Source organism: Pseudorhizobium sp. NPDC055634, from assembly GCF_053618655.1.
Map to the genome: position 1 here is coordinate 33,975 of NZ_JBSHHW010000004.1, position 14,377 is coordinate 48,351.

General features: G+C 65.5%; 14 protein-coding genes. 7 read left to right on the forward strand and 7 right to left on the reverse strand.

Translation table 11 applies throughout. From position 1 onward, the window contains the following. Nucleotides 1-50: 50 nt before the first annotated feature. Both ACWGPT_RS07525 and ACWGPT_RS07530 read right to left on the reverse strand, forming a co-directional pair. Complete coding sequence (locus tag ACWGPT_RS07525) at nucleotides 51-650, reverse strand: glutathione S-transferase family protein (RefSeq protein ID WP_452604985.1); 600 nt, start codon at nucleotides 648-650, stop codon at nucleotides 51-53. A 26-nt stretch (nucleotides 651-676) separates the two neighbouring features. After that, nucleotides 677-1,285 (reverse strand): ribonuclease T2 family protein, encoded by a 609-nt coding sequence (locus ACWGPT_RS07530; protein WP_452605329.1) that lies wholly within the window; start codon nucleotides 1,283-1,285, stop codon nucleotides 677-679. A 143-nt stretch (nucleotides 1,286-1,428) separates the two neighbouring features. Here ACWGPT_RS07530 and ACWGPT_RS07535 point away from each other — a divergent pair, with 143 nt between their 5' ends. Then, nucleotides 1,429-2,376 carry a lysylphosphatidylglycerol synthase domain-containing protein gene (locus ACWGPT_RS07535; RefSeq protein WP_452604986.1) on the forward strand — a complete coding sequence of 316 codons (948 nt, stop codon included), beginning with the start codon at nucleotides 1,429-1,431 and terminating at the stop codon, nucleotides 2,374-2,376. On the opposite strand, the gene ACWGPT_RS07540 is transcribed toward ACWGPT_RS07535, so the two are convergent. Continuing rightward, a complete protein-coding gene (locus tag ACWGPT_RS07540; protein WP_452604987.1) occupies nucleotides 2,373-3,239 on the reverse strand; it encodes a 23S rRNA (adenine(2030)-N(6))-methyltransferase RlmJ in 867 nt (288 codons plus the stop codon). The two genes, ACWGPT_RS07535 and ACWGPT_RS07540, sit on opposite strands and share 4 nt — an antisense overlap. 17 nt (nucleotides 3,240-3,256) lie before the next feature. Here ACWGPT_RS07540 and ACWGPT_RS07545 point away from each other — a divergent pair, with 17 nt between their 5' ends. Continuing rightward, nucleotides 3,257-5,461 carry a molybdopterin-containing oxidoreductase family protein gene (locus ACWGPT_RS07545; protein WP_452604988.1) on the forward strand — a complete coding sequence of 735 codons (2,205 nt, stop codon included), beginning with the start codon at nucleotides 3,257-3,259 and terminating at the stop codon, nucleotides 5,459-5,461. Continuing rightward, nucleotides 5,458-6,048: an NUDIX domain-containing protein gene (locus ACWGPT_RS07550; RefSeq protein ID WP_452604989.1), complete on the forward strand. Its 591-nt coding sequence runs from the start codon at nucleotides 5,458-5,460 to the stop codon at nucleotides 6,046-6,048. The genes ACWGPT_RS07545 and ACWGPT_RS07550 overlap by 4 nt, the downstream gene beginning before the upstream one ends. 85 nt (nucleotides 6,049-6,133) lie before the next feature. On the opposite strand, the gene ACWGPT_RS07555 is transcribed toward ACWGPT_RS07550, so the two are convergent. From ACWGPT_RS07555 to purM, 3 genes are all read right to left on the reverse strand, one after another. Continuing rightward, nucleotides 6,134-6,367, reverse strand: a complete 234-nt coding sequence (locus ACWGPT_RS07555) for a type II toxin-antitoxin system Phd/YefM family antitoxin (protein ID WP_452604990.1) — start codon at nucleotides 6,365-6,367, stop codon at nucleotides 6,134-6,136. A 62-nt stretch (nucleotides 6,368-6,429) separates the two neighbouring features. Then, nucleotides 6,430-7,107 (reverse strand): phosphoribosylglycinamide formyltransferase, encoded by a 678-nt coding sequence (gene purN, locus ACWGPT_RS07560; RefSeq protein ID WP_452604991.1) that lies wholly within the window; start codon nucleotides 7,105-7,107, stop codon nucleotides 6,430-6,432. Further along, nucleotides 7,104-8,177 carry a phosphoribosylformylglycinamidine cyclo-ligase gene (purM, locus tag ACWGPT_RS07565; protein ID WP_452604992.1) on the reverse strand — a complete coding sequence of 358 codons (1,074 nt, stop codon included), beginning with the start codon at nucleotides 8,175-8,177 and terminating at the stop codon, nucleotides 7,104-7,106. The genes purN and purM overlap by 4 nt, the downstream gene beginning before the upstream one ends. Before the next feature lie 173 nt (nucleotides 8,178-8,350). Between purM and ACWGPT_RS07570 the strand changes: the two genes are divergently transcribed. From ACWGPT_RS07570 to ppx, 4 genes are read left to right on the forward strand one after another with little or no spacing between them, the layout of a single operon-like run. Then, entirely contained in the window at nucleotides 8,351-9,487 is a 1,137-nt protein-coding gene (locus ACWGPT_RS07570) for an AI-2E family transporter (RefSeq protein ID WP_452604993.1), read from the forward strand. Then, nucleotides 9,484-10,191, forward strand: a complete 708-nt coding sequence (hdaA, locus tag ACWGPT_RS07575; protein ID WP_452604994.1) for a DnaA regulatory inactivator HdaA — start codon at nucleotides 9,484-9,486, stop codon at nucleotides 10,189-10,191. The genes ACWGPT_RS07570 and hdaA overlap by 4 nt, the downstream gene beginning before the upstream one ends. Nucleotides 10,192-10,251: 60 nt before the next feature. Further along, a complete protein-coding gene (locus ACWGPT_RS07580; protein WP_452604995.1) occupies nucleotides 10,252-12,438 on the forward strand; it encodes an RNA degradosome polyphosphate kinase in 2,187 nt (728 codons plus the stop codon). A 17-nt stretch (nucleotides 12,439-12,455) separates the two neighbouring features. Beyond that, on the forward strand, nucleotides 12,456-13,973 hold the full coding sequence (gene ppx / locus ACWGPT_RS07585) for an exopolyphosphatase (RefSeq protein ID WP_452604996.1): 1,518 nt from the start codon (nucleotides 12,456-12,458) through the stop codon (nucleotides 13,971-13,973). Here the strand turns inward: ppx and ACWGPT_RS07590 are convergent. Next, the gene (locus ACWGPT_RS07590) at nucleotides 13,960-14,325 is read right to left on the reverse strand and encodes a YunG family protein (protein ID WP_452604997.1); all 366 of its coding nucleotides are present in this window, start codon (nucleotides 14,323-14,325) and stop codon (nucleotides 13,960-13,962) included. The two genes, ppx and ACWGPT_RS07590, sit on opposite strands and share 14 nt — an antisense overlap. Nucleotides 14,326-14,377 lie beyond the last annotated feature (52 nt).

A 14,377-nucleotide genomic window follows, 5' to 3' on the forward strand; every position in this document is an offset into this window, starting at 1 on the left:
GTTACGGTCACAAACGAATGCCGGCAGCCATGGCTGCCGGCATTTGCGTATCAGGCGCCGGCCTTCAGTTCTTCGAAGTCCGGAAAATCCTGCCGGAAGGCTTCGAGCCACGCCGAAAGTGCCGGGCGACCCTCCCGCCAGTTCCTGTCCGCGAAGCGAAGGTCGAGATAGCTCAGCAGCGCCGCCAGCGCGAAGTCGCCGCCGTTGAGCTTGTGGCCTGCCTTCGGCGGGTCCGCCTCCAGATGATCCAGCCCGCGGCTGACCTTCCCCCACTGCTTGTCGATCCATGGCTGGTGGACCAGTTCCTCCGGCCGGCTGCGGCGCTCGTTCATGATCGCAAGTAGGCTGTCGAGCATCCCGTCGCAGAGCGCTTCCAGGACCTCGGCGGTCGTCCGCTTCGGATCCTTCCCGGGATAGAGCTTCCCGTCCGAAAGCCGGTCGAGATAGTGCATGATGGCGACGCTGTCGTAGATCGCCGGCTCGTCCTCGCGCAGCAGGGTGGGGATCTTGGTCAGCGGATTGCTGTCCAGCAGTTCCGGCGGCGGCGTCGCGGTATCGACCTTCACGGAGACGATCTCGATGTCGAGGTGGCGCGCGGCCATCCTGACCTTCGCGGCATAGGGGGAGGCGGGAGAGTAGAGCAGTTTCATGGTATCGTCCTTGCTGTCTTGATGGCTCATTCGGAGGCCGGCAGTTCGACCTGGCTAAGGCGGCAGCCTCCACGGTCGACCTCCGCGCAGTCGCGAAAGCGGAAGTCCTTCGTAATGCAGATGCGGATGTCTTCAAGGCGCCGCCCTTCGCAACTGGCGGCAATGCCCCTTGGCGACATGCCGGGATTGGCCTCCACGAACTTCCGCTCGATCACGGCTGCCGGCAATGTCAGGCGTTCGTCGCCGTCGGCAAGATCCGCCGGGATGCGGACGCGCTCGAATGCCTGCCGGGTCGCTTCGAAATAGGCGCGCTGCGTCAGCCCGGTGCAACTGCCGTGCTTGCGCCACTGGTGACCGATCAGGCCCATCGAGGGCATGATGTCGAAAACGATATCGCCCGTCGAGCGGGGGACGCGGGCCGGCTCGCGGCTGCGGCAATATTCAGGATAGCTCCGTTCGTATTGCGGCCAGAGCCCGTGGACGATGAAGCCGTATTCCCTCTCGCGGCCGCACTGGGCGGGGTTGCGATCGCCCTTGGGCGACGCGCAGAAGGTCGGCGACCACGACAGCGACAGGACGTAGAAGTCGAAATCGGCGGCCTGCGCGCGGGCCTGGAAGGGCGCCCCGAGCGTCATCACGGCCGCAAGTGCGGCCATAAGCATCGCGATCACTGTTGCGAAAGGTTGATCCGTCAATCCTTTACCTCCAAAGTGGGCGAGTCGGCGCCGGTGCTCCAGCCGCCGATATGCCTTGGAGGAGAGATGGACGGCAATACCGGATGACCGTGAAAAAGTACCTCTGGCCCGTCGTCGGCGCGGTCACGATAGCCGTTTGTGCCTGGCTGCTGTACAAGGAATTGCGGGGCCTTTCGTTCGACGACGTATGGGACAGCCTCGCCGCGATCTCGCCGCTTCACTGGGTGCTTGCCGCGCTTTCCACGCTGGTCGCCTATGCGGCCCTGGCCGGATACGACCGTATAGCGCTCATGCATCTCGGCCGGTCGGTGAACCTGTGGTTCATCACGGTCACGTCCTTCACGACCTATGCGCTCTCCCACAATGTCGGGGCCTCCGTCATCTCCGGCGGCGTGGTCCGCTACCGCGCCTATTCCTCGAAGGGGCTGAGCGGGCGGGAGATCGGCGCGCTCGTCGCCATCTGCTCCTTCACCTTCGCGCTCGGGACGCTGCTTCTTGCGGGCATCGTGCTCATCCTTAAGCCGCAGATCGTCGACCGTTTCGGCGAGGGTTTCCCTATCAGCGCATCCTCCGCCACCGGTTATGTCATCCTCGCGCTGATCGGCGTCTACGTGGCGGTGAGTTTCCTGCGTCCGCGGCCGATCACTATAGGCTCGACGCAACTGACCTATCCGTCGCCGAAAGTGGTCCTGTCGCAACTGGTCATCGGCCCGCTGGAACTGATCGGCGCGGCCGGCATCATCTATTTCGCGCTGCCGGAGGCGGGCAATCCGGGCTTCGTCGTCGTGCTCGGCATATTCCTCGCCTCCTTCTCCGCGGCCCTCATCTCGCATGCGCCGGGCGGGCTCGGCGTGCTCGAGCTCGTCTTCGTCATGGGTTTGCCGGACATGGATCCGGCCGACGTGATCGCGGCGCTGCTGGTGTTCCGGCTCTTCTACCTGCTGATCCCCTTCGCCATCGCGCTCGGGGTGATCTTCGTCTTCGAACGCACCCAGTTCCGGGCCGGCCGCGGTTCCGGTTCCGGGCCCTAGCGCTCTTCCGCCTGCGTCTCTCCGCGAAGCCAGAAGGCCCGTTGCGAGGCGAAGCGATCCTGCGCCAGCACGTCCTTCAGCACCGGCAGGAGCGCATGCATCTCGTCCTTCAGCGTGAAGGGCGGGTTGACGACGATCAGCCCGGAGCCGGTAAGCCCGGTGGTCTCGCGGTCGCTGCGCACCGACAGTTCGAGGCAGAGCATTTTCGGGATGTCCAGGTCCTGCAGCGCCTTGTGGAAATCCTTGATGGGGGCTCCCTTCTTCAGCGGGTACCAGAGGCAGTAGGTGCCGCCGGGGAAGCGCCGGTAGGCCGTCGCCAGCCCCTTGGCCAGCCGCTCGTATTCATCCGGCTCCTCGAAGGGCGGGTCGACGAGGATGATGCCGCGCTTTTCCTTCGGCGGCAGGTGGGCGCCCAGCGCAAGCCAGCCGTCGAGTTCGGTGACTCGGACCTGGTAGTCGCCCTCGAAAAGCCGGGCGAGGCGGGCCTCGTCCTCCGGATGCAGTTCCATCGCGGACAGCCGGTCCTGGGGCCGGAAAAGCATCCGGGCAAGCTTGGGCGAACCGGGATAGAGCCTGACGCCGCCGCCCGGATTGAGGTCCCGCACCGCCGAAAGATAGGGCGCCAGGAGTTCGGCGGCCTTCGGCGGCAGTTCCGCCTCCATCAGCCGGCCGATGCCGTCCTGCCATTCGCCCGTCTTCTGTGCCTCCTCGGTCGAGAGATCGTAGAGGCCGATGCCGGCATGCGTGTCGAGCACGCGGAACGCCTTGTCCTTCTTTTGCATGTAGAGGACGAGGCGCGCCAGCACCGCATGCTTCAGCACGTCGGCGAAATTGCCCGCATGGTAGATGTGCCGATAGTTCATCGCCGCTTCTGCTCCGGATGAATAAAATTGATGGTCCGCAAATCCTGCTTCTTGCGGCTTCGCCCTTCGCATATAGAAAAGCGATGAACCTTGCGACCCCGATCACGGCGAAAGCCGCCCCGAATGTCACGCGCGTCGGCCACACGGTCTGCCCGCATGACTGCCCGTCCGCCTGCGCGCTGGATGTCGACCTGACCGCGGAAGGCAGGATCGGCCGCGTCCGCGGTTCCTCGGAAAACACCTACACCGCCGGCGTGATCTGCGCCAAGGTCGCGCGCTACAGCGAACGCATCTACCATCCGAAGCGGCTGCTCACGCCGAAGCGCCGCCTGGGCGCGAAGGGCGAGGGCGCCTGGCAGGAGATTTCCTGGGAAGCCGCCCTCGACGAGGTCGCCGAAGTCTTCCTGAAGGCGGAGGCGCGTCACGGCTCCGAAGCCGTCTGGCCCTATTTCTATGCCGGCACGATGGGGCAGGTGCAGCGCGATTCGATCGATCGCCTGCGCCATGCCCGCAAGTATTCCGGCTTCTTCGGCTCGATCTGCACCAACATGGCCTGGACCGGCTACGTCATGGGAACCGGCGCGCTCCGCGGGCCAGACCCGCGCGAAATGGCCAAGTCGGACTGCGTCGTCATCTGGGGCACCAATGCCGTCTCGACGCAGGTCAACGTCATGACCCATGCCGTCATGGCCCGCAAGGAACGCGGGGCCAAGATCGTCGTCGTCGACATCTACGACAACCCGACGATGAAGCAGGCGGACATGGGGCTCATCCTGAAGCCCGGCACGGACGCCGCCCTTGCCTGCGCCGTCATGCATGTCGCCTTCCGCGACGGATATGCCGATCGCGCCTACATGGAGCGATATGCGGACGATCCGGCAGGGCTCGAGGCGCATCTGGCGACGAAGACGCCGGAATGGGCCGCAGCCGTCACCGGCCTCACGGTCGAGGAGATCGAGGCCTTCGCCCGCCTCGTCGGCACGACGAAGAAGACCTTCTTCCGCCTCGGCTACGGTTTTGCCCGGCAGCGCAACGGCGTCGTCTCCATGCACGCCGCGCTGTCGATCGCGACCGTCCTCGGCTCATGGCAGCACGAGGGCGGCGGCGCCTTCCACAACAATGGCGACATCTTCCGCCTGAACAAGTCGGAACTGATGGGCACGGCCTATGCCGATCCGGACATCCGGATGCTCGACCAGTCGCAGATCGGGCGGGTGCTCACCGGCGACGCGGAGGCGCTTCGCCATCGCGGTCCGGTCACCGCGCTGCTGATCCAGAACACCAACCCCGTGAACGTGGCGCCGGAGCAGCGCCTCGTGAAGCAGGGCTTTGCCCGCGACGATCTCTTCGTCGCCGTCCACGAGCAATTCCTGACCGAAACCGCCGAGATGGCGGATATCGTGCTTCCGGCAACCATGTTCCTGGAGCACGACGACATCTACCGCGCCGGCGGGCAGAACCACATCCTGCTCGGCCCCAAGCTGGTCGAGCCGCCGGAGACGGTGCGCACCAACCTCTTCGTCATCGAGGAACTGGCAAAAAGGCTGGGCGTCTCCGACCTCCCGGGCTTCGGGCTCTCGGAACGCGAGCACATCGATCGCATGCTGATCGCCAGCGGCTGGCCGGGCTACGAGACGCTGGCCCTGCAGCGCTGGATCGACGCGCAGCCGGATTTCGACACCGCCCACTATGTGAACGGCTTCGGCTATCCGGACGGCAGGTTCCGCTTCAGCCCGGACTGGGCGGGCGGCCCTTCGCCGAACCGTCCGCCGCAAAGCATCGGTCCCATGGGGCCGGTCGCGGCACTGCCGAAGTTCCCGGACTACGTTCCGGTGATCGAGGAAGCGGACGCCGAGCATCCCTTCCGCCTGGCGACCTCTCCCGCCCGCAACTTTCTCAACTCCACCTTCGCCGAGACGCCGACTTCGGCGCAGAAGGAAGGGCGGCCGGAGGTGATGATCGAGCCAACGGACGCGACCCGCATGGGCATTCTCGACGGCGACGTCGTCCGGATCGGCAACGGGCGCGGCGAGATCCGCCTTCACGCCCGCATCGTGCCGGGCGCAAGGCGCGGCGTCCTGATCGCCGAGGGCCTGTGGCCCAACAAGGCGCATCTCGACGGGGAGGGGATCAACGTCCTCACCGGCGCCGATGCCGTCGCCCCCTATGGCGGCGCGGCCTTCCACGACAATCGCGTCTGGATGCGCAAGGACGACGCATGAGCAAGCTTGAGAATGCTAAGGTCGAGATCGTCGAGGACAGGACGCTTTCCGACGACTGGTACCACCTGCGCAAGGTGACGTTCGACTATACCAACTCCCGCGGCGAGGTTCATCGGCTGTCGCGGGAATGCTATGACCGGGGCCACGGAGCCACGATCCTTCTCTTCGATCCCGCCCGCCAGGTCGTCATCCTCGTCAGGCAGTTCCGCATGCCGGCCTACCTCACCGGCCACCCCGGCTGGCTGGTCGAGACGCCCGCGGGCCTCCTGGACGGCGACGCTCCGGAGGAGGCGATCCGCCGCGAAGCGGTGGAGGAGACCGGCTACGAGGTGCGCGACATCCGCTTTCTCTTCGAATGCTTCATCTCGCCGGGCGCGATTACCGAACGTATCCATTTCTTCTATGCGCGGGTCGACATCGACCACAAGGTGAACGACGGCGGCGGCCTGGACGAGGAGCACGAGGACATCGAGGTCCTCGAAATCCCGCTCGACGATGCGCTGTCGATGATCGGCACCGGCGAGATCTGCGACGGCAAGACGATCATGCTGCTGCAATGGGCCGCGCTAAACCGCGACACTCTCTAGGGCTTGGGAGCAGGCGGACTGGCTATGTCAGGCGGCTCGACGCCCTCGCGCATCGCCGCCTCCGCCAGTCGCCGGTTGACGCTGGCTACCTACGGCCGATCTGTTTCCACTCGGCGATCTCTTCTTGGGTGACGGGCTGCCGTCCGGCGCGTTCTCGGATGATGGTTGCGATAAGTTCGGCCTTGCCCATCGGATTTGCGATCCCGGAGAGCTTCGCGACCGGTTCGTCGCCGCGCAGGAGCACGACTTCCTCGCCGGCCTCGACCCTGGCCAGAAGTTCTCGCAGGTTTGCGTCTTCAACGTTGACGGTGATGGTCATGGCTGTGCTCCAGCGACCATTGCTAGATAGGCGCGGTCACGGCGGGCGTCAAATGGCCGGGCCTAAAGCCCGCCGGAAATGAGCTGCTGGGAGGCGAGCTTCCGATCGGTTCCTGGAAGGGTCACCGCGCGCCCGTCCTCCATCCGTACGCTTTCTTCCGCCACCAGCTTCAGCGCCAGCGGATAGAGTTGGTGCTCGATCGACAGCACCCGCGCGGCAAGCGTTTCCGCCGTATCGGACGCCATGACCGGAACGGCTGCCTGCGCCACGATCGGACCTTCGTCCATCCCCTCGGTCACGAAATGCACCGTGCACCCGGCGATCTTCATGCCGGCGTCGATGGCGCGCCGGTGCGTATGCAGGCCGGGAAAGAGCGGCAGGAGGGAAGGGTGGATATTGAGGATGCGTCCCTCGTGGCGGCGGATGAATTCGCCGGACAGGAGCCGCATGTAGCCGGCAAGGCAGATGAGGTCCGGCTCCAGCTCATCGAGAGTTGCAAGGATCGCCGCCTCGTGGGCTGCCTTGTCCGCGTAGTCCTTCCGGTCGAAGACCTTGGTCGGGATTCCCAAGGCCTCGGCCTTCGCGAGCCCGCCGGCCGAGGCCTTGTCGGAGATCACGCAGGCGATCTCGGCAGGCCAGTCCGGCGCTTCGCAAGCCTTTACGAGCGTCAGCATGTTCGAACCGCCGCCCGAGATGAAGACGACGATGCGTTTCCGGGGGCGGCCTTCCGTCAGGGTCATAGGCCGAGCGTGCCCTGGTAGATGACGCCCGGTCCGCCTTCCGCGCGCGACACCATCCGGCCGAGCGGCACGACGATCTCGCCCTCCGCGGAAAGGATGTCTGTCACGGCCTGGGCGTTTTCAGCGGAGACCACGGCGATCATGCCGATGCCGCAGTTGAAGGTCCGGAGCATTTCCTTCGCCTCCACGCCGCCGGTCGCGGCGAGCCAGGAGAAGACCGGCGTCACGGGAATGGAATCGAGGTCGATTTCCGCCGCGAGGTTGGCCGGCAGCACGCGCGGGATGTTTTCCGGGAAGCCGCCGCCGGTGATATGGGCCAGCGCCTTGATCGCGCCGGTCTCGCGGATCGCCTTGAGCAGTGGCTTGACGTAGATCCGCGTCGGCGTGAGCAGCGCCTCGCCGAGGCTCTTGCCGTCGGCGAAGGGTGCGTCGTCGTCCCATCCGAGTTTCGAGACCGAGACGATCTTGCGCACCAGCGAATAGCCGTTCGAATGGACGCCGGAAGAGGTGAGGCCGAGGATGAGGTCGCCCTCGGCGATGTCGCCGACCGGCAGCAGCTGGCCGCGTTCCGCCGCGCCGACGGCAAAGCCGGCGAGGTCGTAGTCGCCGCCCGAGTACATGCCGGGCATTTCCGCCGTCTCGCCGCCGATCAGTGCGCAACCGGCCTGGCGGCATCCTTCCGCGATGCCCTGGACGATTGCCGCGCCCTGGTCCGGATCGAGCTTGCCGGTGGCGAAATAGTCGAGGAAGAACAGCGGCTCGGCGCCCTGTACCACGAGGTCGTTGACGCACATGGCGACGAGGTCGATGCCGACGGTGTCGTGGCGGTCCGCGTCGATGGCGATCTTGAGCTTGGTGCCGACGCCGTCGTTTGCCGCGACGAGGACCGGATCGGTGAAGCCTGCGGCGCGCAGGTCGAAGAGGCCGCCGAAGCCGCCGATCTCGCCGTCGGCGCCCGGCCTGCGGGTGGAGCGGACGGCCGGCTTGATCTTCTCGACCATCAGGTTCCCGGCATCGATGTCGACGCCCGCGTCGCTATAGGTGAGGCCGTTCTTGCCCGTCTCGCTCATCGCTTGTCTCCGCTCGCTAAGCTGTGACGGCCATTGCACGACACGCGGGCTTATGCAAGCACTCCGCCTTCCTTCGCAGGGGAAACCGGTGAGCGAGCGCCGGGATACTTGACCGGCGTGGCGGCGCCTCCTATCCGTGGGCGGACTGCGGCCACCACCGGGGAAGACAGCCGATGCCTTACCATATCAGCGGAGCGAGCCTGCGCCGTCACATCCTCTTCTGGGTGGCGGCGCTGATCGTGTGCGTCGTCTTCCTCTGGGCCTTCCGCTCGATCCTGCTGCCCTTCGTGGCGGGAATGGCGCTTGCCTATTTCCTCGATCCCGTCGCCGACTGGCTGGAACGGCGCGGCCTGAGCCGCATGATGGCGACGGTGGTGATCCTCGTCTGCTTCGTGCTTCTCTTCACGCTCTCGCTGATGATCATCATCCCGGTCATCGTCAGCCAGCTCAACGATTTCGCCCGGGCGCTGCCGGGCTATGTCGGAAAGCTGCAGGAACTGATCGCCACGCCCGATGCCTTCCTTCCGGACTGGCTGAGCGCGCAGATCGAGACCGCCAAGCAGAACTTTTCCGACGTGATGACCGAGGGTGCCGGCTTCATCGCCGGCCTGCTGCGGCAGATCTGGGCCTCCGGAAAGACGCTCCTCGACGTCGTCTCGCTCCTCGTCGTCACCCCGGTGGTTGCCTTCTACATCCTGCTCGACTGGGACAAGATGATCGCCAAGGTCGATGGCTGGGTTCCCCGCTCGCAGACGCAGACGGTTCGCCGGCTGGCCCGCGAGATGGACAATGCGATCGCCGGGTTCGTCCGGGGGCAGGGGTCGATCTGCCTCATCCTCGGCATCTTCTACGCGGTCGGCCTGTCGCTGATCGGTCTCAATTTCGGCCTGCTGATCGGCTTCGTCGCCGGCATGATCAGCTTCATCCCCTATGTCGGTTCCTTCGTCGGCCTCGCATTGTCGCTCGGCGTCGCCCTCGTCCAGTTCTGGCCGGAATACCACTGGATCATCGCGACGGCCGTCGTCTTCTTCGCCGGCCAGTTCATCGAGGGAAACATCCTGCAGCCGAAGCTGATGGGCTCGCGGATCGGGCTTCATCCGGTCTGGCTGATGTTCGCGCTCTTCGCCTTCGGCGCGATGTTCGGCTTCGTCGGGCTGCTGATCGCCGTGCCCGCCGCGGCCGTGGTCGGCGTGCTTGTCCGCTTTGCCCTGTCGCGGTATCTTGACAGCGACCTCTATCACGGCCGTGCGCCCGCGCTTCCCTGGCAGGAGCCGCCGCAGGCCCTGGAGCACTCCCGGGAAGGCGAATGAGCGAACCGACAGAGAAAGAGCGGCGCCGCCACGAGCAGCTGCCGCTTTCCTTCACCTATGATGCCGCAACCGGCCGCGAGGACCTTCTGGTCTCCGGACGCCTGAGCGCGGCCGTCTCCATCATCGATGCCTGGCCGCACTGGCCGTCCCCGGTCGTCGTGCTCGCCGGACCCGTCGGGTCCGGGAAGTCGCATCTCGCCGCCATCTGGCAGGAAAAGAGCGGCGCGACGCCCATTCATCCGCACGCCGGCTCCGGATCGGCGGCGATCGCGGCCGCCGGCCCCGTCCTGTTCGAGGATGCCGAACGCCAGGGCTTCGACGACACCGAACTCTTCCACGTCATCAACAGCGTCCGCGAGAACGGCCACAGCCTGCTCGTCACATCGCGTCTCTGGCCGATGTCCTGGCCGGTCACGCTTCCCGACCTGCGCTCCCGCCTCAAGGCGGCGACCGTCGTGGAGATCGGCGAGCCCGACGAGGACCTGCTGGCCCAGGTGATCGTCAAGCTCTTCGCCGACCGGCAGCTTTACATAGATGACAAGCTGGTCGGATATATCGTTACCCGGATGGAACGCTCGCTGGCCGCCGCGCAGACGATCGTCGACCGCCTCGACCGCCTGGCGCTCGCCCGCGGGACGCGGATCACGCGGCAGCTCGCGGCCGAAGTCCTGAACGAGGTCGGAAATACCGTCGACGACGATTGACTGTCATAGTTCCGTCGCCAAACTGTAATATCGGCCGGAGGATAACTTGGGGGCGATGGCATGGACGTGACGACGGAGACCCATGAACAGGAAGGGGCAGCCCCCGTCATGGAGGATCTGCTGCAGAGCCCCGATCGCTTCATCAACCGCGAATTCTCCTGGCTGCAGTTCAATCGCCGTGTCCTCGAGGAGACGCTGAACACCGCCCATCCGCTGCTCGAACGGGTGCGCTTCCTGTCGATCTCGGCCGCCAATCTCGACGAGTTCTTCATGGTCCGCGTGGCCGGGCTCGAAGGCCAGGTCCGGCAGGGCATCGTCATCCGCAGCCCCGACGGCAAGACGCCGGCGGAACAGCTCGACGCCATCCTGCAGGAGATCGACAATCTGCAGATGGAACAGCAGGCCTCGCTCGCCGTCCTGCAGCAATATCTCGCCCGCGAGGACATCCTGATCGTTCGCCCGGCGGCGCTGTCGAGCGACGACCGCACGTGGCTCGCGAATGCTTTCGACGATGAACTCTTCCCGGTGCTGACGCCGCTGTCGATCGACCCGGCCCATCCGTTCCCGTTCATCCCCAACCTCGGCTTCTCGATCGCCCTGCAGCTGGAGAGCCTCAACGGCCGCGAGCCGATGACCGGGCTCCTGCGCCTTCCGCCGACCCTCGATCGCTTCATCCGCCTGCCCGACGAAGGGGGCGCCATCCGCTACATTACGCTGGAAGACGTGGTCGGAATGTTCACCAACCGCCTCTTCCCCGGCTATGTGGTGCAGGGCGCGGGCACTTTCCGCATCATCCGCGACAGCGATATCGAGGTGGAGGAAGAGGCCGAAGACCTCGTCCGTTTCTTCGAGACGGCCCTGAAGCGGCGCCGCCGCGGCAAGGTCATCCGGATCGAGACCGATTCCGAGATGCCGCCGGAACTGCGCCAGTTCGTGGTGCAGGAACTCGGCGTTCCCGACAACCGCATCGCCGTTCTTCCCGGCCTGCTGGCGCTCAACACGCTTTCGGAGATCACCAAGGCGCCGCGCGAGGACCTGCGCTTCGAACCCTTCAATCCGCGCTTTCCGGAGCGCGTTCGCGAGCATGCGGGCGATTGCCTTGCGGCCATCCGCGAGAAGGACATGGTCGTCCACCATCCCTATGAAAGCTTCGACGTCGTCGTGCAGTTCCTCCTGCAGGCGGCGCGTGACCCGGATGTGCTTGCCATCAAGCAGACGCTTTACCGCACCTCGAACGACAGCCCGATCGTCCGCGCCCTGATCGATGCGGCCGAGGCCGGCAAGTCGGTCACCGCCCTGGTCGAACTCAAGGCACGGTTCGACGAGGAGGCCAATATCCGCTGGGCACGCGACCTGGAGCGCGCCGGCGTACAGGTCGTCTTCGGCTTCATCGAATTGAAGACGCATGCCAAGATGTCGATGGTCGTACGCCGCGAGGACGGCAAGCTCCGGACCTACTGCCACCTGGGAACGGGCAACTACCACCCGGTCACCGCCCGCATCTACACGGATCTCTCCTTCTTCACCTGCAATCCGAAGATTGCCCACGACATGGCAAATGTCTTCAACTTCATCACCGGCTACGGCGAGCCGGAGGACAGCATGAAGCTTGCCGTCTCGCCCTATACGCTGCGTCCGCGCATCCTCCGCCACATCGAGGAGGAAATCGTCCATGCCCGCAACGGCGCCCCGGCCGCGATCTGGATGAAGATGAATTCCCTGGTCGATCCGGAGATCATCGATGCGCTCTACCGTGCCAGCGCCGCCGGCGTGGACATCGACCTGGTCGTCCGCGGCATATGCTGCCTCCGCCCCCGGGTGAAGGGCCTGTCGGACAATATCCGGGTGAAGTCGATCGTCGGCCGCTTCCTCGAGCACAGCCGCATCTTCTGCTTCGGAAACGGCTACGGACTGCCCTCCGACAAGGCGCTGGTCTACATAGGCTCGGCCGACATGATGCCCCGCAATCTCGACCGCCGCGTCGAGACGCTCGTGCCGCTTCTCAACCCCACGGTTCACGAGCAGGTGCTCTCGCAGATCATGCTCGGCAACCTGATTGACAACCAGCAGAGCTACGAGATATTGCCCGACGGCACGTCAAGACGCATCGAAGTGCGTCCGGGCGAGGAACCTTTCAACGCGCAACAGTATTTCATGACCAATCCGAGTCTTTCCGGTCGCGGTGAAGCTCTGAACTCAAGTGCTCCGAAACTGATCGCCGGCCTGGTGTCCGGACGCAGGAACTAGGCCGAGAAAAAGGCAGCATGGTAAGATCTGAAGCACAGGGCCGGCTGCCGGGAATCGCTCCCGTCTCCGTGGTCGACATCGGCTCCAACTCCGTCCGTATCGTGATCTACGAGGGCCTGTCACGCTCGCCTGCCATGCTCTTCAACGAGAAGGTCCTCTGCGGCCTCGGCAAGGGCCTCGCCTCCACAGGCCGGATGGATCCGGGCGCCGTCGACCGTGCGCTGGCGGCGCTCCGACGGTTCCGCGCCCTCTCCGAGCAGGCCCGCGCCACGCATATCTATCCCCTGGCGACCGCCGCCGCACGCGAAGCCGCGAACGGTTCGAAGTTCATCCGCGACGCGGAGGAAATCCTCGGCTGCAAGGTGCAGGTCCTGAGCGGCGAGGAGGAGGCCCTCTATTCCGCCTATGGCGTCATCAGCGGCTTCTACGAACCGGACGGGATCGCCGGCGACCTGGGGGGCGGTTCGCTCGAACTCATCGACATTCGCGGCGAAGAGGTCGGCCGGGGCATCACGCTTCCCCTCGGCGGGCTGCGCCTTTCCGAGACTTCCGGTCAATCGCTCGACAAGGCAAGGGCGATCGCCGCGGAGCACGTCGCGCGGGCGTCGTTCCTGAAGAAGGGGGAGGGCAGGACCTTCTATGCCGTGGGCGGCACTTGGCGAAATATCGCCAAGCTGCACATGGAACTGACCGGCTACCCGCTGCACATGATGCAGGGATACGAGCTCAGTTCGGACGACATGGCATCCTTCCTCGAAAGGGTGGTCGAGGCCGACAGCAAGCATCCCGCCTTCCAGGCGGTGTCCAAGAACCGTCGCGCGCTCCTGCCTTTCGGCGCCGTCGCCATGCAGGAAGTGCTGCGGGTCATGAAGCCCGAGCGCATTCTCTTCTCCGCCCAGGGCATGCGCGAGGGCTATCTCTATTCGCTCCTCTCGGAGGAGGAGAAGGCCTCCGATCCGCTGCTCGTGGCCGCCGACGAACTGGCGATACTGCGGGCCCGCTCTCCCCGGCATGCCCGCGAACTCGCCGTCTGGACGGGGCAGATGGTTCCCCTCTTCGGCATCGACGAAACGCTGGAGGAAAGCCGCTACCGGCAGGCGGCCTGCCTGCTCGCCGATATCAGCTGGCGCGCCCATCCCGATTACCGCGGCCCCCAGGCCATGAACCTCATCGCCCACTCCTCCCTCGTCGGCATCACCCATCCGGGTCGCGCCTATCTGGCGCTTGCCAACTACTACCGCTTCGAGGGGCTGCAAGACGACGATGCGTCCGGACCGCTCGCCAACATCGCCGGTCGACGGCTGCATGAACTGGCAAAGCTGCTCGGCGGCATATTGCGGGTGGTCTACCTGTTCTCCGCCTCCATGCCGGGCATCGTCAACACCCTGGCCTTCCGCCCCGCCTCCTCGCCGGACCTCGACCTGGAATTCGTCGTGCCCCCCGAGCATGCGAACCTCGCCGGCGAGCGCCTGGAAGGCCGGCTGCAGCAACTCGCCAAGCTGACCGGCAAGCGCCTCGCCTTCAGGTTCGAGTAGTGAACGCCGAAGAGGCACCGAGCGCGGCCTTGAGGCTTCTCCTCAACGCTTCGTATTGTGCAGGGGTCGTGTCACTCATCGCTTCCTCCCGCGTAGCGGAAAGGTCGTCGTAAGGGATCGGCGTATCGAACTGGCTCGATGTGAAGTCCTCGCGCAGCCCGCCGATGAGATTATAGAAGTGCATCGCCCCGTTCACGTCCGTGCGGAGCAGCGTTCCGCCCAGCAGGTCCTGGACGGCAAGCGCAGTCACGCTGCACTGGCCGCGGGCGGGGCATTCCTCGGTCCACTTGCTGCTGGTGTCGATCGACCAGGCTTCTCTGAGCGCCTGCTTTATCTCGTCTGGATCTGTCATCGGCCCGTTCTCCGGCCGAAGCTTATCGCTCGGACGCCGCGCGGACAACGGC